Source organism: Caballeronia sp. LZ043 (assembly GCF_031451075.1).
In the GTDB taxonomy this organism is placed as follows: domain Bacteria; phylum Pseudomonadota; class Gammaproteobacteria; order Burkholderiales; family Burkholderiaceae; genus Caballeronia.
The window spans coordinates 986,993-1,010,502 of record NZ_JARUXT010000002.1 but is presented as its reverse complement, the minus strand read 5'-3'; the positions used below and the strand labels follow the sequence as shown (position 1 = coordinate 1,010,502).

Below are 23,510 nucleotides of genomic sequence, written 5' to 3'. Positions count from 1 at the left end.
CACGCAGGCGGGCGCCACCGCGGCAGTTCAACGCGATGCAAGCATCCCGACGACCAGACCCGCGACCGCGGCCAGCGCGATCGCTTTCCACGGATTGTCGTGCACGAAGTCATCGGTCGTTTCGGAGGCCGCGCGGTATCGAGCCGCCATTCCGTCCCGGACGTTGGAAAGCGTGTCTTTGACGGTCGAGCGCATATCGCTGCCGGACGATGAAGCGTTATCGCCAGAGTCCCACGACTGAGACGCCGCGCGAAAAGCACCCTCGCCGCCGCTTGCGAATGACTCGCCGCTTTTGCGGGAAGAATCATGAGTCGCGCTTGTCGGGAACTCATCAGCAGTCTCGGCCCTTTCGGTGATGAAGGAATAGGCCGGGTCGGAACCGTGAACCGTGTTAGCCATGAACGTCTCCTTGCGTGTTTAAGGTATCAGGCCGGCGAAACGCGGGTCGCCGCGCATCGACGCGGATCGCGCAATTCGCATGCCGTCGGACGTTCGCAGTCCGGCCATTGTCGACGTCAATGCGGCACTGGCCGAGCAAGCGTCAGGTATCGACGAGCATTTTTTCGAAGCAGCGCGCATCCGGCTGACCGATGTAAGCGCCGTATCGCTCCATCGGCCTGTAACCGTTGCGCTGGTGGAAGTCGATCGCACGCTTGTTGACCGCCCGTGTTTCCAGAACGAGCCTCGTGTAGCCACACGCTGCGGCGTCGGCCTCGAGTTGCTGGATGATTGCAGTGCGGACCCCGGACCCACATTGCCGGCTATAGATTCTTTTGAGTTCGGCCGCGGACGCGTCGAAATGCCGGAATGCGCCGCAACCGACGGGTTCCCCTAGGGCCGTTCCCGCGACGTAGAACATGCCGTTCGCCGATCGGAACTCGTCGATATCGAACCTCGACTGCCCGCCGTCGCCCGAGAATAGCGCCAGCATGGCGCTGAGTTCATCGAGCAAGACTTGTCCGTCGGTCGAGGCCGGATCTTCACGCCGCACGGTTATCGCAATGGATGACTGAGTCATTCGCCACTCCCTGTTGTTTGCATGCGTTTTCACTCGCTCAGCAAGTCGGGGACCTACAGAGCGCGCTGATCCTCGGAACGGAGTTTGCTGAATTTCCCGCACGACTCACTCGACGCTTGAATCGCCATGACCAACACATTCGATGTTCAAGGTACGTCCGCCGTGCCTGCGCACTTCTCCCTGATGTCCACACCGCCCGACCCCTCGACCGAGGGCAAAGGCGACGGCCTCGATGATCTTCTCGATGAAACCGGCGCAACGACCCATCGAAGCACCGGCAAGGTCGGCACCGACACGAAGGCCGAGCCCGATCCCAAGCCGAAGCCCTCGTCGTCGGCGCAGCCGGAGCACATTGAGCAACAGCCGGTGCCCGGTCACACGGAGAACATTCCGGCGAATCCGGCTGAACCCGCGCCACGTGGACCGAATGAAGACCGCGCGTCCGATGCCCGGCCCGACGACAAGCCGGGCACACCACCGGGCACGCAAAGCGGGCGCGACCGCAACAAGTCGCCGGACTGAGCCGGAGAATCGCAGTTGCGTCAAGCTTGCTTGCCACTTCTCATCGACCGGAACGCCACAAAGAGCACAACAACGAGCAAAACAAGGAGCGCACCATGAAGTCGTCCATCACGTTGAAAGCCTTGCTGATCGCCGCAATGTCGGCAGCGCTTTGCCTCGTCGCTGGCTGCAACCGCGATCACACCGGCGCGAGAAGCGCGGCCGGCGACACATCGGCTGCCGCGCCCGCGTCGGTCACATCCGCGCCGGCTGCCGCCAGTTTCCCCGCGACGGCGGCGAGCGATGCGCCTTCGGGCGCCAGCCAGTAACGCGGCTACAAAGCAAGGCGAGAAGTCTGAGAAACGACGGCGCGCACATTCACGCGAGTCGCGACAGCAGGGCTTCGGCGGGAATGCTCGGCGAGCGTCCCGCCATGCGCTCGAACTCGATCGGGTCGTGACTGCAGAAGACCCGCACGTCGCGCGCAGCGTCTTCATTGCACAGCGCCCGGAGTCGCGCCTGATTGTGCCGCCGCGCTGCGCCGTTCTTGTCCATCATCCACTGATAGAACGCAAGGCCGGGCGTGCAGCGAGGTCGTGCGGTATCCATTTCAGTGTGATAGAAGTACGCGTCCGCCGCCAGCAGAAACCAACCCTCATTCGCCCGAACGGCGATACCCGCATGACCGAACGTGTGGCCGCACAAGGGAACGAGCGCGATCTCGTCAGCGCAGCGCGTGAGGGGGCGCACGCATTCGAATCCGTACCAGTGGTCGCCGCCGCTGTGATGCACGAGCCAGTTGGCCTGCGTCGACCACTGCTGCGGCCGGAAGCGCTGGCGGTCCAGCCAGGTCTTCTGCCGCAGCGCGTAGTCCCGCTCGATTTGCAGCATGTGGACGTGCGTGTGCGGAAAGTCATCGAGACCGCCGGCATGATCGAAGTCGAGATGGCTCAGCAGAATGTGACGCACGTCCGCCGCCGAAAATCCGAGCCGCTCGATCTGCCGCGCCGCCGTCATCTCCACGCGGAACTCGGGCTTCAACATCAACAGGAAGAACGCGCTCAGGCGGCTGCGCGGATCGGCGACATCGCGCAGACCGAAGCCCGTGTCGGCCAGCATGAGGCCGTCATTTGTTTCGATGAGCAGGCAATGGCACGACAGCTCACCGCGTCGCAGCAGGCTGGCCGTGCGTCCGTCGAAGAGCTTGCCGCCGAGCGGACAGCTAGAGATGCAATTGAGATGATGAACGCGCATGCCTATGTCCAGGGAACGCCCGCCGCTGCATTCGCAAAGCGGCTCGCATTCGCCCTCACCGCATCGAGCATCTTCGCGAACACCGGCGTGCCGCCGGACCGAACATGCTTATCGGACAGCACCGTAGCCGTGGACACGTTCACGTGTGCAGCACCCGGCGTGACCGGCGCACGTGTGTTCGCTGGCGCGCTCGCCTGCGTGATACGAGGCCCACGCTCCTCTCGAGACGCTTGCCCGTCGCCTTCGCGCGCCTCGCCTTCACGCGCTTCGACTCGCGTTGCAGCGGCTTCCGCGCCGAGCAGCATGACAGCGGCGGCGAAATACAGCTACATCAGCAACACGGCGAGCGAGCCGGCCGCGCCGAACGCGCTCGCGGTCCCGGCGTGCGTCAGATACAACGCAAAGAGCTTCTTTCCGACGGAAAACAGCACTGCTGAAATGAGCCCGCCCACGAGCGCATCGCGCCACGGCACGTGACCGTCCGGAAGATACTTCAACAGCGCGGCAAACGCGCACGAAAGGATCACGCGACCGAGCACGAACCGCACGATATCGCCGATGATAACGAGCGGCGAATCTCCGAATAGCCATTTGCCCGGTGCTGCACAGCTGTGTCCAGCACGAGCGACACGATCAGCAGAAACGCGACGCCCATGACAAGGCCGAACGAAATCAGCCGCACCTTGACGAGCGTTGCGACGCCCGATGCTTCCTTGCCGCGCTTCGGCCAGATGATCGACAGCGCCGTGTTCAACGACGAGAACGTCGCCGACGCGCTTACGGCCAGCAGTACGAACGACATCGCCGCGGCAAGGCCGTTTCCGCGGCTGCGGTGCGCATGCTCGACGATCGCCTGCACGCTCGCGGCCGCATCCTTTCCGAGCATGCCTTGATCTGAGCAAAAAGCTGTCCGCGAGCGGCCTCCGCGCCGAACACGAGCCCGGCGACGGCAATCACCATGACGAGCGTCAGTACGAGCGCAAACGCGGAATTAAACGCAATGCTCGCGGCCATCGGCGCGGCGCGATCGGCGCCGAAACGTTTGAATGTCCGCGCGGGCCATGCGAAGGCCCGGCCCCTCAGCTATCTGACGTTCATGGCTGTCTCCGGTGGTCCATGCGCCACGCATCGAGCATCGAAGATGCCCCCGCCGGAAACAGCCGCCTCGCATGGCATACGCGTTACTGAGTCGCATTCAGGCCGGTGTCGCGGATTCGATCCGCACAACGGCCGTTCCTATCACGACGCGGCTTCCCCGCGATACGCCGGCGCGCTTTCTTCGCGCCGAGGCTCGCAGCAGCATGACCGTAAGCGACGCTTTCGATGTCCTCTTGGTCGTTGCGAGCAAAACCGTTCAACCTTTGTGATTCGCGCCGAGTCCGTGAAGGGTTTCGTGCGCCCAAAAGGAGTCGCCCAAATGTTCGTGCATAACAAGCGTCTGCAATACACCGTTCGCGTGAGCGCGCCCAACCCCGGCGTCGCCAATCTGCTGCTCGAGCAGTTCGGCGGCCCGCAGGGTGAACTGGCGGCAGCATGTCGATACTTCACACAAGCCGTCGGCGAAGACGATCCGGGCCGCAAGGACCTGTTGTTCGACATCGCGACCGAGGAACTCAGCCATCTCGAAGTGATCGGCTCGATCGTCGCCATGCTGAACAAGGGCGCAAAGGGCCAGCTCGCGGAAGCGGTGGAGTCGGAAGCCGAGTTGTATCGATCGCTCACCGGTGGCGGCAATGATTCGCACACAACCGCCCTGCTCTATGGTGGCGGCCCGGCGCTCACGAACTCGGCAGGCGTGCCCTGGAGTGCTGCCTATATCGACACCATCGGCGAGCCGACGGCCGACCTGCGTTCCAACATCGCGGCGGAGGCGCGCGCGAAGATCGTCTACGAACGTCTCATCAACGTGACTGACGATGCGGGCATCAAGGGAGCGCTCGGCTTTCTGATGACGCGCGAAATCGCCCATCAGAAATCCTTCGAAAAAGCGCTTCACTCGATCCAGCCGAACTTCCCCCAAAGGCAAGTTGCCTGGCGAGCCCGAGTTCACGAGCGTCTACTTCAACATGTCGAAGGGTGACGATGTGCGCGGGCCATGGAACGAGGGCGGCGACTGGAAGTTTGTCGAAGATCCGCAACCGGCCGTCGACGGGGGTGACGGAACGGCTACCGCGAGTGTGACTGAACAGGACGTCGAGGTGCTGCAAGCGATGGCATCGCGCACGGCCTCGGATCCATCGGCCGCGCCGACGACCGGCGCCGATCTGGGCGCTGGAAGGGCCAACGAGGTGTAACACCGGTCGGCGCCGCCGAGCTTCGGGGCGGCGCCTGTCCACGCCGGGCCGAGGTCGTTCGCGTACTCACCTCGGATCGGCCGAGTGGCGAACCCAAGAGCGTCGGCCCTTGCGCAACAATGCCGTTGCTCGCCATAAAGCCCCTACCCGCGACGAACTGTTCCGGCATGAGGAACGCCCGTGATGAGAACGTGTGCGACGCGCGCCGAGATCGACGGACCGACGCAAATCACACGATCCCGAGAATATCGCCAGTGTCGGGAGTCTATGGCGCGCGAGCCACAGCGGAACGACGCTTCCTGATTCCCGCACATTCAGTTTGCGGTGCAGAGCAAAAAAGTACGGGGTCGCCACCGAATGACCGACGACTTCGTGCATGAAAATTCCTGAAGGCCAACACGATGTCCGCACTCATGGCATAGTCGTGGGACTGCTTGCTTCACGTTGATATCTGTCCGTCCCACGTAAGAGCCCAGACCATCAACAAGGTTTTCAAAGGAGGAGAGAATGGATACCCCGCCCACAGAAGAGCAGATCCGTGCACTCGCTTATCGCCTTTGGGAAGAAGCTGGCGGTCCAGAAGGCCGCTCTGGCGATTTCTGGGTCATGGCGCAACGCCAACTGGCGAGCGAACCGGGCATGGGCGATGGCCTATCCGAAATCGCGCGCCCCGGCGGAGAAATCGGCGACCGATCTGGTTGAAACTGCGGGCAGGCTCATCCACCGGCCCACTTATACCCGGGAGCGCGCTGGCTGCTTGATTGCCTCGGCGGGACCGCCCGCCGAGCGTCCGGCAATACGCTCGCTGTCGATCGGTTCACGACTGCAGAACAAGTCCACTCGTTCGGACCAGTCGTCACCGGCACAAAGCCCGCGAAGCCTCGCCGGGTTCCATCGACGCGCTACGCGATCTTTGTCCATCATCCATTGGTATAAAGCCAGTCCTGGCGTACAGCGTGGACGTTCGACATCGATTTCCGTGTGAAAGAAATACGCGTCTGTTGCCAGCATTAGCCAGCCGCTAGCCTTGCGCACCGCGATGCCGGCATGACCGAAAGTGTGGCCGCCAAGCGGAACCAACGCGATATCGCCCATCGACAGCGATAGAGGCGTCACGCATTCAAATTCATGCCATCGGCCACCGCCGGTAGTGTCACGGAATTCCCATTTTCGCTGTGTCGACCACTGTTGCGGCCGGAAGCGCTGTCAATCGAGCCACGTTCGCTGCTGGACCGCGTAGTCGTGCTCAAGCGCGAAGCATATGCACTTTCGCGTGCGGAAAGTCATCGAGGCCGCCCGCCTGATCGAAATCCAGATGGATAAGCACGATGTGCCGCACCTCGTCAGCGGATAAGCCCAGCCTCTCGATCTGACGTATCGCGGTCATCTCTTCGCGGAATCTGGGCTTCAGCATCACTCGAAAGAATGCCGACAGGCGACGGCGCGGATCGGCGACATCGCGCAGTCCGAAGCCCGTATCGATCAACAAGAGTCCCTCGTCGGATTCGACCAGCAGACAATGACACGTGAGTTCGCCTCGGCGGAGAAGGCTTGGCGTGCGGCCGTCGAAGAGGTTTTCGCCAAAGATGGGGCTTTCCGGTGCGGTGATCGTGGGCCACTCGTTCGGCTTGATGAGGTCATTCGCATTTTCCCGTGGCGGAAAGACCGGGTGTTCTGCCACGCCGATTGAGGCAGCGAGCGCGCCGCCAATCAAAGCGTACCGTGGAAGCAGTGATCGGTTCCCTTCATCCTTCATGGTGTCCCTATGGAGTTCGATGCTGAGGTTGAGCAGTGGAACGCGACCCGTCGAGGACCAAGGTTCGACTCCTCAATGCCGGAAATGTCTCGCCCACCGCTAAGCGGCCGATTTGTAGCTTGCAAGCCCTCCCCGTTCCCGTGGCTAGTTCGGAACAGCGCAACGCTGCCTTCCAACCGTTCCAAAACCGAGTACAGCACATGCGCAAGCTGTATCGCATTGAACTATCAAGGATAAATTCAAAGCCATCCGCGAAGCAGGGAAATGCCAATCCCACGAAGCCAAGGAACGATCAAGGCACGGCGCAAGGCCAGCAGCAAAGGAATCAACAGAACCTTGCATCAGGGCGGTCAGCGTCAGCCGTAAATGATGCGCGATAAGCGTAGATGTAGACGCGCGTGCAGCACGCACGTCTGCGTTTCTTCAATTATCGAGCTTTCACACCTGAGCCGCTGGTTGCAACAATCACTGCACGCCCTTTTTGGCAGCGAGGTCCTGCGCCATCTTCAGATGTTCTTGGATCGTCGGCAGCGCCTTCTGTGCGGTCTTTTTGAGGTCGGCGTTCTGACCTTCCTGCGCCTCCTTTTGGAATGCCGCCACCGCCTTTTGATGCCCTTCAACTCCGACCTTCTGGATGTACATCCTGTCGAACGCCCGGCCCTTGAGCGGCTTGAGCGCATCGATGACCGACGTGTCAGAGTTATCCTTCGGCACTTCGATGCCGTGCGGAGCCGCCATCTTCAACTGCACGGTCAACTTCGTGTGGTCGACCATCATGTGATGGGCGAAGCTTTTGACGTCCTTGTCCTGCGACTGCTTGGTCGCAAGCTTCGCTGTGTCGATCTCCGTGGAGCTCGATTCCGTCGCGGCCTGAACGAAAGCCTTGTCGACCGCGGGTAGCTCGTTAGCCTGGGTTGTGCTCGCCGCCTGCGTCTGTGCGAAAACGCTGAGGGGCGCACCGCTCATCAGCACAGCGCTGAATACGGTGGCTAAAGCCGAGGTTGCCTTCATGATAATCTCCGTGATAAATGAGCCAATAGCGCCGGTTCTTTAGCAATTGCGATACCGTGCCGGCTACAGCGGCTTCCGCGGCTTACCCCTACCGCCGAGCCTTCGACCCGTCGTCCGATTTTGCGGGCGGTTCGTCGGCTCCCGGTCGTGCGGCGGAAAGGCTGTGCCCACGACCCCGTCGCCGTCTTGTAATCGGGATGGGGCATTTCTAGCCCTGCGTTCCTATGGATCATTGCCCCCGTCAGTATCCTAAGTACCGCAGACTCTCGTCCATCATCGGTCGAACTGGCTCGTCATAAGCAGCCTTTCCGGCCATTAACTTCTCAAATCGCCCGCCGTCACTCACCTTCAATCTCACGTGGATGCACAACACTGCCATAGCTCATAGATGTTCCGCCGTCTTGGAGCGTCTCCTGACCGCGCCGCACGCGCCCGGCGGACGCGTGGCACTTCGCTTCGCGCTACCCGAACATGCGCGTGAAGTGCCAATTATCCCGTTAGGAGCCGCGGGTCGCCGTGGACGATCCGAAACCTGCTAAAAGCGACCGCTCATTTCCAGCGCCCATGCATCCGGGGGCGCAGTTTCGCAACGCTCGGCGCCAAACTGAGAACACAGCTGCAGTAATCCGGGTATGCTGGCTGCCGGCAGAGTGACAAACCAGAGTCTCATTGGGCGCAGGACGCCTTCGTCAGATAATGCGTCGTAGGCGTAAGCGATAGTTCTCAACTTCACCGCGAGCCCTTCCACTGCGCATCTCAAAACAAGGGAACGCTCGCTCGATGGATGCAGTCGGCATAGAGCCTTCATCACCCGGTTCCGCTCAGCGCTAGACACGCCGAAATCAAGAGCATCTGCTGGAAAACGAAGTACAGAGGCACCCGGGAATCCTCTGGGATTCAGGTCAGAAGCGGAAGGAGCGTTGGACCGGCGCCGGTCAAGTTCGCCGCGCCGACCATCACGCAGGCCAGGCGTGCCCACTCACGCTTTGAAGGACCGAACCCTGCGCCCTGCATGCTTCCCGACGCCAACTGGATGACATCTCGATAGCCCTTGGCTCCCTTGGCTCGATTTGCCTTGACGCACATCACCATCAGGTTTCCCGGCGCGTACGCTCCATCGTTACTGATCCTGTCCACCGACCAGTCGCTTTCGGACAAGGCAGCATGCGTCATGGCGATCAATGTGATCGGACACGTCGCAAGTCGATCCTTCTTAGATGCGCAGGTGTGACTTCGGGGTCGAGAATTCGGCGGCGACGAAACGCGTTCAGTCGAAGTTGCAACCACTTCGAGACGAAGCGATCGGGAAGGTGTTGCGGAACGCGAAAGTGCTCACGTCCGGCACGGTATCCGGCGAGTACACTTTGTTCGCTGGATGAGGCGTCCAATACGCGGCCAAATCGTGCGAAATCCCAACCGATGTCAACCCCGGTCTCCGCAACGTTGACAGCTTGCATTACGTTGGCCCCCGGCTATAGGCTCGCCCCAAATACATGGCCTCAAGTGAGACCGCCTCGTGCGGTGGCGCGCCCTTGCGACACGTCGCCGTGAAGTCACTAAAGCAATGCAAGCGCCGCCCCAAGGCAGCACGCCGACGGAAACGAGCAGCTTGCTGACCGGACACCTGCCCGCCGTCGGGAGCCGCACGCTCCTGCTCCCGAGGCGACGGTCGAGTCGATATTGAATGACCGGAGGCCTGCGATGCCGGGAATAATGGGCTAGCCCTTTTGTAACAACGGCCGCGACGTTCCCATAGGCCCATAAGCAGCGGAGCGAAGCCGGCATTCGAGCCTATATAACAAAAATCGCTCTCCCGTGGACGGCGGCGCAACCGCCCCGCCAACTTTCGAAGCTCAAGCAGAAGGGCAGTACCCCGGTCCTGATAAGGAGGCTTTTCTTTTTAATGCCTCCGCCGCGTCGGCTCCATTTGATGAAAGCAGTTCAGAGCCGTCTATCGGACACGCGAGAAGTGGCTCGCCGCTCGCCTTAGCACTGAGCGACTAATTCCACGTCGGCGTCGTTCGACTAGTTTCAGCTGACGAAGTAGGGCGAGCACTGAGAAAGGCTTGCCCATAAAACAGGCACAAGGTAGGCTTGGGCGCCGCAGGTATCGGAGATGAGAATCACAGGGATTTGCGCAAGCTTCGGGTCCGGAAGCATTGAACAGATTAGGCAGTATGACTTCTGTGAGGTAATGGCTGGCCCGCCGTGCTAAATCGGGCGCGGGTTAGCATTGCTGCCAGAGCCGCATGGTGTGCACGAGGGCGACACCCGGTGATTTCCAGCACGGAGGCCAGCATGGGACACGATAGCACGGTGTACGTCGGTCTGGATGTCCACAAGGAATCGATCACGACAGCCTACGCTGTCGACATAGGCGAGGTCGAATTGCTGGGCAAAATCGGCACCTCGAAAACAGACATCGATCGCCTTTGCCAGCGCATGCAGTCCAAGGCGACGCACGTTCGCATCGTCTACGAAGCGGGGCCGTGCGGCTACGGCCTTTACCGGCAATTGGCGCAGAAGGGGTTCGACTGCATGGTATGTGCCCCGTCGCTGATTCCCAAGAAACCGGGCGAGCGGGTCAAAACCGACCGCCGAGACGCGATCAAACTCGTGCGCTCGTTGCGCGCAGATGATCTCTCGCCAGTCTACGTACCTGGTGTCGAAGATGAAGCATTCCGGGACTTGGCCCGCGCATGGGCCGCCGCCAAAGCGGATCTCAAACACGCGCGCCAGCGGCTCAAATCCTTTCTACTCTCTCATGGTATCCGTTACACCGGCAGTGCAAACTGGGGACCGGCACATCGAACGTGGATCAGCACCTTTGCGTTCCCAAACCACCGGCAACAACTTGCCTTTGACGAGTGCCGCCGTACAATCGAAGACAGGCTCGGGCAATGCGACCGCCTTGAGGCGGCGCTACGCGAGGCTGTGGTCAACTGGCGCTTCTATCCGGCCGTACTGGGACTGCAGGCAATGCGGGGGATCCAGTTCACCACAGCCGTAGGCATGCTCGCCGAACTCGGCGACCTGTCGCGATTCGAGCATCCTCGCCAGCTGATGGCTTGGCTCGGCGTGACGCCCTCCGAACACTCTTCAGGAGATCGCCGTCGTCAAGGCAGCATTACAAAAAACGGAAACAGCTATGCAAGAAAGCTGCTCGTAGAGGCTGCGTGGAGTTACAGATACCCCGCTCGGGCGAGCCCGGACATCCAACGCCGCCATGAAGGAATCCCGAGACCGATCATTGACCGTGCATGGGATGCTCAACTGCCACTGTGTCGGCGATATCGCAAGTTCGCAGCGCGCGGCAAGAATGTAAACATCGGCGTGGTTGCCGTGGCGCGAGAGCTCGCGGGGTTCATTTGGGACATCAGCAGACTGGCGATGTCCCCCGCCATACCGATGGATGCTAGACCTTGACACCACGATACCTTATCGAGAACACCGAGAGTTTCCTGAAGGCGGCGAGGGCGGACCACAGTAATGCGGTAACCAACCCGCGGATATCAGTGTGACCCACCGTCGAGACGTACTGCTACGTCGCCCTCGGGAAACTCAGATGCACAAAAACCGAGAACCAATCCCGATTGACACGGGAAGTCATATCAGTCCTACGCCATCTAGGCCGGGCATAGCACAGTCGGTTACCACAACGTCAGGCGGCGCAGATTTCGCGAGCAACAGAGCGTGTTCGCTGTCGGTTGCGGTTCGGACAGTATGACCTTCCGCCGCAATCGCAACAGCGAGAGAACCCAGCCACTCCATGTCATCATTGACCAGTAGGATGGACGCCATGGCACGTCCCTCCCTGTCGCTTATCGCAGACCGTTGCGTTTTCCCTTTCACCGAACGAGTGGAAGCACCCGGGATTAGCCGCGCGGTCAGCGTCGACTGACCTCGACGGGAAGTGAGCGCTTGTGACGGGTCGCTGTATAGAAGCGGTGTATTGTTGTCAGCACCTCTTCACTGACTTCTTTGCCCTCGAGGAAATCGTCGATGTTTTCGTAGCTGATTCCGTAACTGTCTTCATCGGGCCGCTGCGGGGTGAGCGTCTCCAGGTCGGCAGTGGGCACCTTCATGACGAGCCGCTCCGTCGCCCCCATGGAGCGCGCTAGCGCGCGCACCCGTCGCTTGGTTAAGCCGGAGAGTGGCAGAACGTCGGCGCCGCCATCACCGTACTTGGTGAAGAACCCCATCAGCGACTCCGCAGCGTGGTCTGTGCCGACCACGACCCCCACACGCGCCCCCGCGATCGCGTACTGCGCGATCATGCGCTCGCGCGCTTTGATGTTGCCCAGCACGAAGTCCTTTTGAAAATCACCTGTGTACTGCGCGCCGGCGCGCTCAAGGGCCGTGAGCATTTCGTCGGATGCCCCTTTCATGTTGACCTCGAAAGTCTCGTCCGGCCCCACGAATTCCAGCGCGAGACGCGCATCGTCCTCGTCGCGCTGCGTCCCATAAGGCAATCTTATCGCGACAAAATGCGCCTCGTACCTGCGCGCCCGCAGACGCTCGACGCTCAACTGAGCAAGGCGCCCTGCCGCCGAGGAGTCAACGCCTCCGCTGATCCCGAGGACAAGGGTTCGAAGACCCTGTGAGAGGAGGTAATCGCACAAGAAGCCGATTCGCCGCTCGCGCTCGATGTCCACGTCGAAATGCGCGCTGACGCCAAGTTCGTCGATGATCTGCTGCTGCCAAGCTCGCCAATCGTTCGGATCGTTACTCATCGCTCTTCCCTCCGTGATTACGAGACCATTGTTGGTCGAAGTAATGTTCGATACGTGAGATCGCGTAGTGCGCTGCGGCGTGTCGCACCTCGTTTCGATTCCCTTCGAATTTTTTCGTTTCGCTGAAGGTCACGACGTGTCCGGCGGGTGCACGAAAGGACCACGCAAAGCACTGAGTGCCTGCAGGCGGTCCACCGCCCGGTGCGGCGTCGGCGACGCCCGTGTTGGAGACCGCGACATCTGCGCAACATGCCTCCTGCTGCAGCGCGCCCTCGCTCATCTCGCGTGCAACGGCCTCGCTCGTCAGGCCGTAAAGCTCCATTGTTTCCTTTCGTACCCCCAGAAAACCGGCTTTGCCAGAGGGCGAATAGGTAACGAAGCCCACGTCGAGGCAGCTACCGCTGCCGGGAACGGACGATATTAAGGATGCGATGAACCCTGCGGTGCAGGACTCGGCCGTCGCCAACTTTAGACCCCTTGAGGTAAGGAAGGAAACCACTTGCTGCGGTAGGTCCATATCCGTCTCCTATTCCCGTCACAGCCATGAGCCGGCAGACGCCGGTGCTCGCCGCACGCCGCGCCGATCGGCGGCATGACCTGCGTCCTCCAGCGGCGTAGCGGTCATGGGAGGCTCTTCGTCTCTTAGAACCACGGGCAACAACCTCGCGCTGCCGCGCCAAAGCAATAAACTCAGCCAAAAGTAGGCCGACGGCTCGCAGCAATGTCGCGAGCAACTAGGGCACCACGGTTTCGCATCTTTTAATCCGCGGCTCATCGCCCGTGGCCGTAGCGCATTATTTGCCCACCTCCTCCTTCGACAACTCTTGCTTGGCCAACATGGTCAGCTTTTCGTCCGTTGCCTTTTCCTCTTCCAACGTCTCCAGTAAGAGCTTCATACCGTCGGTGTAATCAAGCTTTTTCGCAAGCGTCGCCAACGTCCCATACGCAGCGATTTCGTAGTGCTCGACTTTCTGAGCCGCCGCGATCAACGCCGCATCCAGAATCGGGCCTTTCTCGATTTCCTCGATCTGCTCTTGGCCCTCTTCGACGAGTCCCTCCATGGCGACACACTTGATACGCTTAAGCTTGACCCCAGTGCTTTCGACTACTTGAACGATACGCTCCACTTGTCCTTGCGTCTCCTCCAAGTGAGTCTTGAACGCTGCCGATAATCCGGGATTGGTTGCGGCCCGGGCCAGTCGGGGCAATGCCTTGGTCAGTTGTTTTTCCGCACTATAGATATCCGAAAGTCCGTGAATAAAAAGATCGTTTAGGGTTGCGACGGGCATGGCGTTTCTCCATAAGAGGTGACGAGTAGAGGCATAGCTGCGCGCAAAAGCTATGCCGCGAGTACAGCTTCGTTCCTTTCGGCTGGAACACGCCCCGGGCACGTCGACCTACCGACCGGTCGAGCAAGATTCCCGCTGACACGAATGCCCCGCCATGCTCCATTCATGAAATAGCGTGCCCTCGAGGTCTTGACCATATATCGCCAGACGAATGCCACGCGCGCTCAGTGCTAGTGAGCAATGAGCGGCCTAATGCCATTCGTCTACTGTTCTGACGGTCCTGAAGCGCATTTATTTTTGTCGTCTGGTCCTGCTCGATATACGTGGACGCATGCCGAAGCTGCCAACTGGAGCGTCGCGCCGAATGCACAAACCCAAGCCCGAGAGTTCGGAAGCGTCAGCAATGCCGGTTCCGCCAAGCCCGGTGTAAAAGGCGGCCCCACTGTGCTGTCGACGATCGAGCGCCGTGCGAACGGCAATGGATCGACGGATTCAATCGAGCGTGCGAGCCGGCGGATCATTGGGACAGGCAACGCAGGCATGGAGTTGACCGACAACACGGTTGACGCTGACGCGAAGTCGCATGAAATACGTCTTCGAAACCTATAATCGCGTCTCCTGCACGTCGCTCATTGCGGCGGCCGTCCGCTGCGGCCACGCGCTGACCAAAACAGTGTGTGAGCTCATTTTGCCGCAGGAACAAGCGATGGCCAGATGGCTGATCGAGCAAGTTCAAGCGATCTCGGTGGGCTATCTCCTGCGCGCCACCTCGGGCGTTAAGGCGAAGAAGTGAGCGACGACCAAGTGGCATAGGCGTTGCTCACTTTAAGCCAACCGCGCTTCCATCCGCGAAGCGTCTATTCCTAGCGGCGGTGCCGCATCACGCCAGCGCGCATCCGTAGCGCTGAGACTCGAAGCAGACAGACCGAAAGTGACGCCAACGCGCTCCTCCCGGTCGCTCCGAGTTTGCCCCTTGTCTTCATTGCGTACGCGGTGCCGCGATGGCCTGCGCACGCCTCAACAAAAGGAGCCGTTGACATGTTCGTTCATAACAAGCGCCTGCAAACACAGTGCGCGTGGCTGCGCCGAACCCCGGCCTCGCTAACCTGTTGCTTGAGCAGTTTGGCGGGCCGCAAGGCGAATTGGCTGCCGCGTGTCGTTACTTCACCCAGGCGGTGGCGGAAGATGACCCAGGCCGCAAAGACCTCCTCTTTGACATTGCAACGGAGGAATTGAGCCACCTCGAGGTGATCGATTCGGTCGTCGCAATGCTGATTAAGGGTGCAAAAGGCGGACTTGCAGAAGGCGTCCAACAAGAAGCAGAGCTTTACCGCTCGCTGACCGGGGCGGGGAACGACTCTCATATCACATCGCTGCTGTATGGCGGCGGTCCATCGCTGACCAACTCCGCTGGCGTGCCCTGGACCGCGGCCTACATCGATACGATCGGCGAGCCCACAGCCGATTTGCGCTCAAATATCGCCGCTTGAGCGTCTCGAATGCATTGAGCGCCGTGCCGAGCGTCGGCCCGCCTGCGAAGCGCGCGCGAACACGCGTTTCGCCGGAGACGGCCTTCGCATCGGCGAGATGTCGAAGGAAGCGTTCGTGGAGCGCTGCTTCCCGGCTATCTCGGTTGAGCAGCCTCTTATGGGTTGCCCGGCGTCCGCGAGAATCAGCGGCCGAGCATTGCCGATTGGAATCGGAGGAAACCATGAGCCTGATACTTATTCTCTTCGGTGAGGGGCGAGACCTCAACTCCGTGCAGATGGCGGCACGCGCTATCGCGGTCTTCCTCGGCGCGCTGATCTTTATCCGCATCGCAGGCCGGCGTTCGTTCGGACAGCGTTCGCCCTTCGACTACGTCGTCGCGATATTGCTGGGCGCAACGCTTAGCCGCGTCATCGTGGGCGCATCGCCCGCCATACCGACGGCCGTCGCATCGCTCGTGATCGTTCTGCTGCACCGCGTCCTCGCCTGGGCGTGCGTTCACTCGACCAAGCTGGAGAGAATCATGGTCGGCGCGGAAAGAGAAGTTTTCAAGGATGGCCGGTTCAACGACAAGCAGATGTCAGCCGCTCTGATCACAAAAGAGGATGTGTTCGAGACCGCCAGACAGGAACTGCACGTAACCGGGCTGGAAGAAGTGAAGGCAGCCATTCTTGAGCGCAATGGGCAAGTGAGTCTCATTAAAAAGCCTAAGAATGCGCCGGTTGATGGATGACTCGACGAGCGGCAGCGCGACTTTGCAAGAACGAACGCCGCGTTTGCCACGGAAGAATACGTCCTTCTTCGCTTTCTCGAACGCATCGAACAGCTTTTCGACGGCGCGAAGGACGCGGGCGATAACACATCACGCCTGCACTGAATCACCGGCGATGAAATCAGCGACGCGATAGATCGCCGTGCATCACCTGGCAGGGAATATCCACGCGTACCGCTTTCTTGACATTCAGCGCGCCGTGCAGAGATGCGCATTGACCTGCACCGGCGAGGCATAGTCGTCATAGGGCGGACGGCGCTCGAAGCTTTCGATGACGCCCGGCCTGAAGATCAGGCAGTACGTTGAGCCGCCGTACTGGAAGTAGCCAAGCTCTTCACCCTTGCACACACGCTGGCCGGGCAGCGCCTCGATCATGCATGACGAGACTTCCGCCATGCCGACGAACACGCACGCGACTTCACCGATGTCCGGATCATCGCAATCGATGACGATCACCGCGCGCGCCGCGACGGCAGTGATATAGCCTTGCGAATCGTTGAGACCGCTCGGGTCTTCGCCCTCCGAATCGGCGTCCGAGTAATAGGCGCCGTCGACGAGATACGCATTCGTGATCGTTCCACTCACGGGCGCGTGCCAGCGGTGATAGAAGAACGCGCTGAGATAGGCCTGATACACCGTCCCACCGACGAAGCGGCCCGCGAGCGCTGCTTCTTTCGCGGTGAACATTTCGAGCAGCGAATAGGGCTGCGACTTGATCCAGAACGAATCTTGAAGCTGCACGTCGTACTGGACGTTATACGGCGACGCTTCGCACGCGCGGACGACGGTCGTATTATCGTCAGGGCATGCGACGGGACGCGCACCGGCTTTGAATTCGCGCGTGAAGAAATGATTCCACGACGAGAATCCCCAATAAGGCTTATGCGGATCGCACAGAAACTGATCCAGCCCGATCTTCGCATCCGCTTCCTTGCTGAACCAGCCGTTCGGCGAGGCCGTCGTCAAATGCATGCGTGAATACGGTCCGCTCAGGAACCCGGACCACACGTTCAGTACTTTCTTCAAATGCGCATTGAACGCCGGATCGCGAAAGAGCGCGTAGCCCGATGGCATGACCATCGGCCAATCGAGCAACGCGTTCAGTGGACAATGAATCAGGCTCGATTCGCTGAAAGGCGGCGCATAAGTCAGCATCGCATCGAGCAGGACGATGAACTCGTCGATGCCGGAGTAACCGAGGGTATAACCTGCTTCGCGCGCCTGCCGGATCGCACGCGTAAAGTCCATGCGCACGACGGGATCGTCGCGGATAAATGCCGCGAATTCTTCGACTACGCTGTTCATCTTCGTCGTCGTCGCGCGCTGGCGAGCGTGGTCCGCGAAGGTTTCGCGGAAGCGGGCGATTACTTTCTCTTCGCACGGAAGCCACTCGCCGAGGCGGCGGCGTTCGTCAGTCGCCATGTCTTCTCCGATCGGTCGGTTCGATGCAGGATGTGAAGCAGGTTATATTCCCCCGCTGCTGCTACCGCGTCATCCGTTGGCCGATGTGTCCATGACAATCCGGCCGCGCTGCCCGCCGCGCCGTGTCTTGGCGGAGTAAGGCGGCGCCCGTCGCGCCTATTTGGCATTGCCGGGTTCGCTCACGTGCAACGTCGTTTTTCTCGCCTGCGCCTTCGCGAGACGACGCGCAATTTCCGCCGCTGCCCCCTCGTCACGCGTCGGCTGCTGGCCATCGCGATCGCGCTCCTCCGCAAGCTGCAGATAAGCAGCGGCAAGCTTGCGCAACTCGTCTTCGGTCGCGTCTTCGATGCCGATCAACTGGTTGCTCGCTCGCTTGTTCGAGGCGAGCAGTTCGTTCAGTTTTAAATGAAGCGCGACGCTGTCCTTGTTCGCGCTCTGCTGGATGAGAAACACCATCAAGAATGTGATGATCGTCGTGCCCGTGTTGATGACGAGCTGCCAGCCATCGGAAAACTTGAAAATTGGACCTGACACGAGCCACACGACGATCGCGATGACCGCGAGCCCGAAGGCGACGGGCGATCCGGCCCAGCGCGTGACAGCGCTCGCGAAGGCATCGAATGCGCGCGTGACGGGATGCGCCTTCGCATAGCCCGGGCTGGACGTCGATGGGACGGTGTCCATGGGCGCGGCGTCGGGGAAAGGATCATTCTCGTTCATGTTTGATGCAGGAATGGCGAATAAAGAGAATCTAGCAGTTTCAGCTTTCGAAGAACATACGGCCCTGATCGGCATTCGACCGGATGGAATGGATAAGCACTGGCTTAACGTTGCGCCGCCGCGGCACGTTGCTTTCACATCTCGCTTTGCGTGTTGTCAAAAGCCACACGATCCGCGAAAGACCTTCGCAAGAACAGTGAAAAGCAGGCCAATGGCGCAACTCCCGCCAATGATCGCGCTGCACAGAGCAGCCGAACGTTGGCGCCTCGAGCGACTTACTTTCCCGGACGGCACAATCCCGGCGGCATCGTTGCCTTCTTCCGCATCGTCCGGTATCTGCCGGATGTTCGCGAGAACAAACCCGCGTGTCGCGCGCACCGCACACAGTAAGCCGATGACAATCGCGGCGCTCGACGCGAGAAACGCCGCCGTGCTCATCGAACCGGGGCCGGCGGCGACCTTTGTGAGGTCACTCGCGCAACCTTGCGTCAATACCAGGCGGTCAAGATGATTTGCAGAACCCATACGCCTGGCACACCGACGAGTCCTGCCCACATCGGCAGGTCCAGGCGAGGCAACTTATCCTCCGCGTTGGCAACGTGGGTGTTCAGGAGTCCTTCTGGCGTAAGGGCGGTTACGGCAAGTTGTATGTGCCGCCCGTGGCGCGCCTGATGCGGAGCGCATGCGGCGACGACATCCGTATCCTAGCAAAGAGCGTTCCGGCGAACCGTCGTCACGCTTGTCCAATGCTAAGCATGATCAAGGAGTTATTCATCCTTCGCTGCCGAATCCTCAATTTCTTTCGCGCGCCGCCGGCGCTTTAGTTCTAGCTTTACGACTGGCGATGCCTCTGGCGTCGCCGCACTGGACGGCGCGACCGGCAAGCAGAAATGGCGCTTCGAACCGCAACTGTAGCCCGATCCGAGCTTCCAGCATGTGACCTGCCGCGGCATGTCCTACTACGAGACGCCGGCCGCCGCACAGGCGCGCGACAACGGCAATTCATCGAATCTGCCGATGTGCGCGCGGCGCATCATCCTGCCCGTCAACGACGGCCGCCTCTCCGAGCTCGACGCCGCCACGGGGCGACGCTGCCCGAACTTCGCCGTGAACGGCATGCTCGATCCACAGCACTTGCAGCTCGTCAAGACGCCGGGTCAATACGAGCCGACATCGCCGCCGGTGGTGACATCGAGAGTCATCGTGGTCGCGGGCGCGGTGACGGACAACTTTAGCAATCATGAGCCGTCGGGCGTCATACGCGGCTTCGACGTGGATTCCGGCAAGTTGCTGCGGGCGTTCGATCCGGGCGCGGCCGACCCAACGCCATTCCCGCCGATCCTCAGGGCTACACGCCGAACTCGTGGGCGCCCGCAGCTTACGACGCGAAGCTCGATCTCGTCTATCTGCCGATGGGCGTAAAGACGCCGGACATCTGGGGCGGCGATCGTTCGCCCAATCTCGAACGCTATGCGAGCGGGCTGCTTGCATTGCATGCATCGACGGGCAAGCTCGCGTGGTTTTACCAGACCTGCATCGACCTGTGGGACATGGACGTTCCTGCGCAGCCGACGCTCGCGGATATCCGCGATCAGAGCGGCAACACAGTCGCGGCAATCTATGTGCCCGCGAAGACCGGCAACATCTTCGTGCTCGACAGGCGCACCGGAAAACTCATCGTGCCCGCGCCGGAGCAGCGGGTGCCGCAGGGCACGGCCAATGGCGATCATGTTTCGCCGACGCAGCCGTTCTCGCAGCTCACCTTCCGGCCGCAAAAGAACCTGACCGGCCGACATGTGGGGCGCGACGATGTACGACCAGTTAACGTCGTGTGCCTGAGCGGCCTGTTGAATGACGATTTGGTCGTGGATGTGCCGCGTGATGTTTCACCGGCTTCGCTACGAAGGGCCCTTCACGCCGCCGTCCGAGCAAGGCACGCTGGTCTTTCGCGGCAACCTCGGCATGTTCGAATGGGGCGGCCTTGCTGTCGATACCGATCGACGCCTCGCCATCGCCAATCCGATTGCGCCGCTGTTCGTCTCGAAGCTCGTGCCGCGCGGGCCGGGCAATCCCGTCGAGCCGCCGCAAGCGGGGCAGGCCGGCACCGGCACCGAGGTCGGCATCCAGCCGCAATACGGCGTGCAGTATGGCGTGGAATTGAATCCGTTCCTCTCGCCCGTGCGTTTGCCTTGTAAGCAACCCGCATGGGGCTATGTCGCCGCGCTCGATCTCGACACCGACAAAGTGATCTGGAAGAAACGCATCGGCACGACCCGCGACTCGTCTCCGATTCCCATTCCATTCAAGATGGGCATGCCGACGCTCGGCGGACCGATGACGACAGCAGGACATGTCTTCTTCATCGCGGCCACCGCTGACGACTATCTGCGCGCGTTCAGCACGGACACCGGCGCGAAGCTATGGGAAGCGCAATTACCCGCAGGCGGCCAGGCAACGCCGATGACCTATGAGGCCAACGGCAAGCAATACGTGCTCATCGCGGCGGGCGGACACGGTTCGTTCCTGACGAAGCTCGGCGATTACGTGATCGCGTACGCCTTGCCCGACAATCACTAGGCCACCCGCCAGAACGGCTCCCGCGCGACGCCTCTGCGTTTAAGAGGCTATTTCGCGCGCGGTTGCTGAAGGTTCGAATCCGGCTCGGTGAATTTTTCACGCACTTGTGCCACCTTGGCCGCGAGCGCACGCGCGACGTTGTCGACTTCCTGCTGAACCGGCAAGTCACGATCGAGCGTCTGATGACTCGTGGCATACGGCTCGTAGTAGCCGATGAATCGGTCGAGCCGAGACTTTGCACCCGACTCTACGAGGCCCATCCAGTCGAGCCAATCGGTCAACGCGCGGCGCGAACCCTCGATTCCGGCTACATCGCCATGGACGACGAGCCCGTATGCACGCCCTGCCAGATGCTTTGGATAATCCCATCCGTCCAGTTCGAGTTGCTTGGCTTCAGAAGGGTTTTTGCCGTGCGTGGATGACGGATCGGAATTGCCGCCATCCGCGCAGACCAGGCGATCCATCATTAACTTGATCGGGCTGTTGACCTGATACCAGTAGACAGGCGTGACGATCAGCAAGCCGTGGCAGGCGGCGAGCTTTTCATAGATCTCGTTCATCCAGTCATTGACGAGGCCTAGCGAATGGTTCGGATAGCAGCTGCACCGCAGTGACAAAGCGGCATCGCCGTCGAAACACAGCCTTTGCACGGATGGATATGAAGATCGTGCTCGGAGTTGAGCCGCGACAGATCGAGCACGTCGACTTCGATCGACGCGCTCTGGAGGATAGCTTCCGCTCGCTTCGCCAGCCGGAACGACTTCGACATTTCGCCCGGACATGTGAAATCGTTGCGCGACGAACCGATGACGATGACGACCCGCGAGGGCGCCTTTGGATCTCGCTGCCGCGCCTGCGCCGCGGAAATTCGGTCGCTTGCCTCGCGCCACTCAACCGATAGTTCATATTCGGGGTCTGCGAAACGCGGTCCGGCCTTTTCTGTGATCGGCGATTTTCTGCCTTCGAGATACGCGTCCCACGCGATCGCTTCGAGCCAGTCGATTGCCTCATCCGCTACGCGAAACGCCGGATCGTAAAAGCGCGCCATGAATCGCTGACGAAAGACATCGCGCCCGATTTTTTCCGTGACCTGCCCCTGGCGAACGTCGATCTGGTCGAGGGCCACGGTGTGAGTGACGGAGCCATTGCCGGCTTTTGGGGTCGCCATGGGAATCCACCTCTTTCCGATGATTCACGGAACAGCAGTTCCCATGCCCCGATCCGGTCATGATCGAGACCGGCCGAAATCACCGGATCAAACGGGCGCGGTCATGCCACCGGTTCGAGCGCGACCTTGATCCAGCCGGGTTGGCGCTTGTCGAACGCCTTATAGGCATCGATGACGTTCATCAACGGCTCGCGTGTGGTCAACACCCGCAGCGGGTCGAATGATCCGCTGCGCACGCGCTCCACCAGCGGCGGCGTCACCGCGCGGTGATTGCAGTTGCCCATCTTGATCGTCAGGTTCTTGTTCATTGCGACGCCGATAGGAAAGAATCGATCATTCGGCGGATAAACCCCGATGATGCCGAGCGTCCCGGCCTTGGCCACCGCGGCGATGCTCCAGTCGAGCGCCTGGGTTGGCGCATCGCCGGGAATCCAGTTGCCGTCCGACACGTTGCGCTCGGGAGTTATGGACTCGCTTTCCGATTCGCCCTGCTTCGCGAGGTCGTCAGATGATGCCGGGCCCGCCTGTGCGTGGACTGAATCCACGCCTACCGCATCGATCGCGCGATCCACACCGGTGCCACCGGTCAATTCGAGGATAGCCTGCACCGGGTCCTCTTCATCGAAGTTGACCGCTTCCGCGCCTTGCGCACGGGCCATGTCCAGGCGATCTTTCAGACGATCCACGACGATCACGCGCCCTGCTCCGAGCATGAACGCGCTTGCCACGGCGAACTGACCGACCGGCCCGGCGCCGAACACCGCGACCGTATCGCCTCGGGTGACCTCGGCGAGTTGCGCGCCGAAGAATCCCGTCGGAAAGATATCCGACATCAAAATGGCACGTTCGTCGTCGATATTCTCCGGCAGCCTGATAAGGCTCGCGTTCGCGAGCGGCGTGCGCGCGAACTGGGCCTGGAGGCCGTTGAAGGGTCCCGTCGATTGCGGGCCACCGAAGAACGCCGTGCCTGCGGCAGGGCCATTCGGGTTTGCCTCGTCGCATTGGGCGGTGTATCCTTTTCGACAATACGAGCAAAAGCCACAGGAAATCGTCGATGGGATCAGTACGCGGTCGCCGCGCTTGAAGTTACGCACACCCTTGCCGATTTCCTCGATCACGCCGACGCCTTCATGGCCGAGAATCGTTCCCGGCTTCATGCCGCCCAGGGTGCCGCGAACCATATGCAAATCGGTCCCGCACACGGCGCTCGCAGTAAGGCGAACGATGGCGTCCTGATCATGCTGAATCGACGGGTCGGGAACGTTGTCGAGTGATATGTTTCCGACTCCGTGGAAGACGACTGCTTTCATGCTGTGCTCCTTCGCTGGTTTCTTAGTAGAACGAGAGGGAGCAAGCGTCGCACCCGCGAGGGCATGGCTCGGTGCGGTTTTAATCGGAGCCGCGTGGATAGCTGTCCAAAAGGCTCACCTCATATACGCTCGAGTCGGTCGCGGTTCCTAGTGGCACGCTCCGCTGATGGAGAACTCCTGGCGTGCGGGGCATCCGC

The 23,510-nt window shown here is 60.9% G+C and carries 22 protein-coding genes and 5 pseudogenes; 11 read left to right on the top strand and 16 right to left on the bottom strand.

The genetic code is table 11. The annotated features are described in order from the left end of the window. Positions 1 to 27 precede the first annotated feature (27 nt). Both QCE64_RS18170 and QCE64_RS18165 read right to left on the bottom strand, forming a co-directional pair. Positions 28 to 399 carry a glycine zipper domain-containing protein gene (locus tag QCE64_RS18170; protein ID WP_310005263.1) on the bottom strand — a complete coding sequence of 124 codons (372 nt, stop codon included), beginning with the start codon at positions 397 to 399 and terminating at the stop codon, positions 28 to 30. Positions 400 to 541: 142 nt separating this feature from the next. Next, the gene (locus tag QCE64_RS18165) at positions 542 to 1,018 is read right to left on the bottom strand and encodes a GNAT family N-acetyltransferase (protein ID WP_310005261.1); all 477 of its coding nucleotides are present in this window, start codon (positions 1,016 to 1,018) and stop codon (positions 542 to 544) included. Between the two features lie 126 nt (positions 1,019 to 1,144). Here QCE64_RS18165 and QCE64_RS18160 point away from each other — a divergent pair, with 126 nt between their 5' ends. Further along, complete coding sequence (locus QCE64_RS18160; protein WP_310005259.1) at positions 1,145 to 1,540, top strand: hypothetical protein; 396 nt, start codon at positions 1,145 to 1,147, stop codon at positions 1,538 to 1,540. A gap of 95 nt (positions 1,541 to 1,635) precedes the next feature. After that, positions 1,636 to 1,848: a hypothetical protein gene (locus QCE64_RS18155; RefSeq protein WP_310005256.1), complete on the top strand. Its 213-nt coding sequence runs from the start codon at positions 1,636 to 1,638 to the stop codon at positions 1,846 to 1,848. A gap of 49 nt (positions 1,849 to 1,897) precedes the next feature. Here QCE64_RS18155 and QCE64_RS18150 read toward each other — a convergent pair whose 3' ends face one another. Both QCE64_RS18150 and QCE64_RS18145 read right to left on the bottom strand, forming a co-directional pair. After that, positions 1,898 to 2,773, bottom strand: coding sequence for an MBL fold metallo-hydrolase (locus tag QCE64_RS18150; RefSeq protein ID WP_310005254.1), 876 nt, complete (start codon positions 2,771 to 2,773; stop codon positions 1,898 to 1,900). 203 nt (positions 2,774 to 2,976) lie between these two features. Further along, positions 2,977 to 3,856: pseudogene (locus QCE64_RS18145) on the bottom strand (YihY/virulence factor BrkB family protein); the annotation flags it as partial. Between the two features lie 334 nt (positions 3,857 to 4,190). Here QCE64_RS18145 and QCE64_RS18140 point away from each other — a divergent pair. After that, a pseudogene (locus tag QCE64_RS18140) lies at positions 4,191 to 5,067 on the top strand (manganese catalase family protein). A 507-nt stretch (positions 5,068 to 5,574) separates the two neighbouring features. Further along, positions 5,575 to 5,769, top strand: coding sequence for a DUF2934 domain-containing protein (locus QCE64_RS18135; RefSeq protein ID WP_310005252.1), 195 nt, complete (start codon positions 5,575 to 5,577; stop codon positions 5,767 to 5,769). A gap of 30 nt (positions 5,770 to 5,799) precedes the next feature. On the opposite strand, the gene QCE64_RS18130 is transcribed toward QCE64_RS18135, so the two are convergent. From QCE64_RS18130 to QCE64_RS18115, 4 genes are all read right to left on the bottom strand, one after another. Beyond that, positions 5,800 to 6,183 carry a hypothetical protein gene (locus QCE64_RS18130; protein WP_310005250.1) on the bottom strand — a complete coding sequence of 128 codons (384 nt, stop codon included), beginning with the start codon at positions 6,181 to 6,183 and terminating at the stop codon, positions 5,800 to 5,802. Between the two features lie 130 nt (positions 6,184 to 6,313). Then, positions 6,314 to 6,823 carry an MBL fold metallo-hydrolase gene (locus QCE64_RS18125; RefSeq protein ID WP_310005247.1) on the bottom strand — a complete coding sequence of 170 codons (510 nt, stop codon included), beginning with the start codon at positions 6,821 to 6,823 and terminating at the stop codon, positions 6,314 to 6,316. A gap of 465 nt (positions 6,824 to 7,288) precedes the next feature. Next, complete coding sequence (locus QCE64_RS18120) at positions 7,289 to 7,789, bottom strand: DUF4142 domain-containing protein (protein ID WP_404987409.1); 501 nt, start codon at positions 7,787 to 7,789, stop codon at positions 7,289 to 7,291. A gap of 942 nt (positions 7,790 to 8,731) precedes the next feature. Then, the gene (locus QCE64_RS18115; RefSeq protein WP_310005244.1) at positions 8,732 to 8,992 is read right to left on the bottom strand and encodes a hypothetical protein; all 261 of its coding nucleotides are present in this window, start codon (positions 8,990 to 8,992) and stop codon (positions 8,732 to 8,734) included. A 1,140-nt stretch (positions 8,993 to 10,132) separates the two neighbouring features. Here QCE64_RS18115 and QCE64_RS18110 point away from each other — a divergent pair. After that, positions 10,133 to 11,260 (top strand): IS110 family transposase, encoded by a 1,128-nt coding sequence (locus tag QCE64_RS18110; RefSeq protein WP_310005242.1) that lies wholly within the window; start codon positions 10,133 to 10,135, stop codon positions 11,258 to 11,260. Positions 11,261 to 11,440: 180 nt separating this feature from the next. Here QCE64_RS18110 and QCE64_RS37950 read toward each other — a convergent pair whose 3' ends face one another. From QCE64_RS37950 to QCE64_RS18095, 4 genes are all read right to left on the bottom strand, one after another. Beyond that, positions 11,441 to 11,635: a response regulator gene (locus tag QCE64_RS37950; RefSeq protein ID WP_404987389.1), complete on the bottom strand. Its 195-nt coding sequence runs from the start codon at positions 11,633 to 11,635 to the stop codon at positions 11,441 to 11,443. 86 nt (positions 11,636 to 11,721) lie between these two features. Next, positions 11,722 to 12,567 (bottom strand): ammonia-dependent NAD(+) synthetase, encoded by an 846-nt coding sequence (gene nadE, locus QCE64_RS18105; RefSeq protein ID WP_310005239.1) that lies wholly within the window; start codon positions 12,565 to 12,567, stop codon positions 11,722 to 11,724. Beyond that, positions 12,560 to 13,084, bottom strand: a complete 525-nt coding sequence (locus QCE64_RS18100) for a nicotinamide-nucleotide amidohydrolase family protein (RefSeq protein ID WP_310005237.1) — start codon at positions 13,082 to 13,084, stop codon at positions 12,560 to 12,562. Before QCE64_RS18100 ends, nadE begins: the two co-directional genes overlap by 8 nt. A gap of 277 nt (positions 13,085 to 13,361) precedes the next feature. After that, positions 13,362 to 13,856 carry a DUF892 family protein gene (locus tag QCE64_RS18095; protein ID WP_310005235.1) on the bottom strand — a complete coding sequence of 165 codons (495 nt, stop codon included), beginning with the start codon at positions 13,854 to 13,856 and terminating at the stop codon, positions 13,362 to 13,364. A 252-nt stretch (positions 13,857 to 14,108) separates the two neighbouring features. On the opposite strand from QCE64_RS18095, the gene QCE64_RS18090 reads away from it, so the two are divergent. From QCE64_RS18090 to QCE64_RS18075, 4 genes and pseudogenes are all read left to right on the top strand, one after another. Continuing rightward, positions 14,109 to 14,465 (top strand): hypothetical protein, encoded by a 357-nt coding sequence (locus tag QCE64_RS18090; RefSeq protein ID WP_310005233.1) that lies wholly within the window; start codon positions 14,109 to 14,111, stop codon positions 14,463 to 14,465. Continuing rightward, positions 14,440 to 14,649: a DUF892 family protein gene (locus QCE64_RS18085; protein WP_310005231.1), complete on the top strand. Its 210-nt coding sequence runs from the start codon at positions 14,440 to 14,442 to the stop codon at positions 14,647 to 14,649. The genes QCE64_RS18090 and QCE64_RS18085 overlap by 26 nt, the downstream gene beginning before the upstream one ends. A 245-nt stretch (positions 14,650 to 14,894) precedes the next feature. After that, positions 14,895 to 15,343 (top strand): annotated as a pseudogene (locus QCE64_RS18080) (manganese catalase family protein); the annotation flags it as partial. Positions 15,344 to 15,567: 224 nt separating this feature from the next. After that, entirely contained in the window at positions 15,568 to 16,077 is a 510-nt protein-coding gene (locus QCE64_RS18075; RefSeq protein WP_310005229.1) for a YetF domain-containing protein, read from the top strand. Between the two features lie 228 nt (positions 16,078 to 16,305). Here the strand turns inward: QCE64_RS18075 and QCE64_RS18070 are convergent, their stop codons facing one another. Both QCE64_RS18070 and QCE64_RS18065 read right to left on the bottom strand, forming a co-directional pair. Then, on the bottom strand, positions 16,306 to 17,538 hold the full coding sequence (locus tag QCE64_RS18070; protein WP_310005227.1) for a phosphatidylserine decarboxylase family protein: 1,233 nt from the start codon (positions 17,536 to 17,538) through the stop codon (positions 16,306 to 16,308). Between the two features lie 156 nt (positions 17,539 to 17,694). Continuing rightward, positions 17,695 to 18,258 carry a low affinity iron permease family protein gene (locus tag QCE64_RS18065; protein WP_404987388.1) on the bottom strand — a complete coding sequence of 188 codons (564 nt, stop codon included), beginning with the start codon at positions 18,256 to 18,258 and terminating at the stop codon, positions 17,695 to 17,697. On the opposite strand from QCE64_RS18065, the gene QCE64_RS18060 reads away from it, so the two are divergent. Both QCE64_RS18060 and QCE64_RS18055 read left to right on the top strand, forming a co-directional pair. Beyond that, complete coding sequence (locus QCE64_RS18060) at positions 18,257 to 18,769, top strand: hypothetical protein (RefSeq protein ID WP_310005225.1); 513 nt, start codon at positions 18,257 to 18,259, stop codon at positions 18,767 to 18,769. The two genes, QCE64_RS18065 and QCE64_RS18060, sit on opposite strands and share 2 nt — an antisense overlap. A gap of 350 nt (positions 18,770 to 19,119) precedes the next feature. After that, positions 19,120 to 20,835 (top strand): annotated as a pseudogene (locus QCE64_RS18055) (PQQ-binding-like beta-propeller repeat protein); the annotation flags it as partial. Between the two features lie 47 nt (positions 20,836 to 20,882). Here the strand turns inward: QCE64_RS18055 and QCE64_RS18050 are convergent. Both QCE64_RS18050 and QCE64_RS18045 read right to left on the bottom strand, forming a co-directional pair. After that, positions 20,883 to 21,913: pseudogene (locus QCE64_RS18050) on the bottom strand (flavodoxin family protein). 191 nt (positions 21,914 to 22,104) lie between these two features. Continuing rightward, the gene (locus tag QCE64_RS18045; protein WP_310005223.1) at positions 22,105 to 23,313 is read right to left on the bottom strand and encodes a zinc-dependent alcohol dehydrogenase; all 1,209 of its coding nucleotides are present in this window, start codon (positions 23,311 to 23,313) and stop codon (positions 22,105 to 22,107) included. Positions 23,314 to 23,510: the final 197 nt, after the last annotated feature.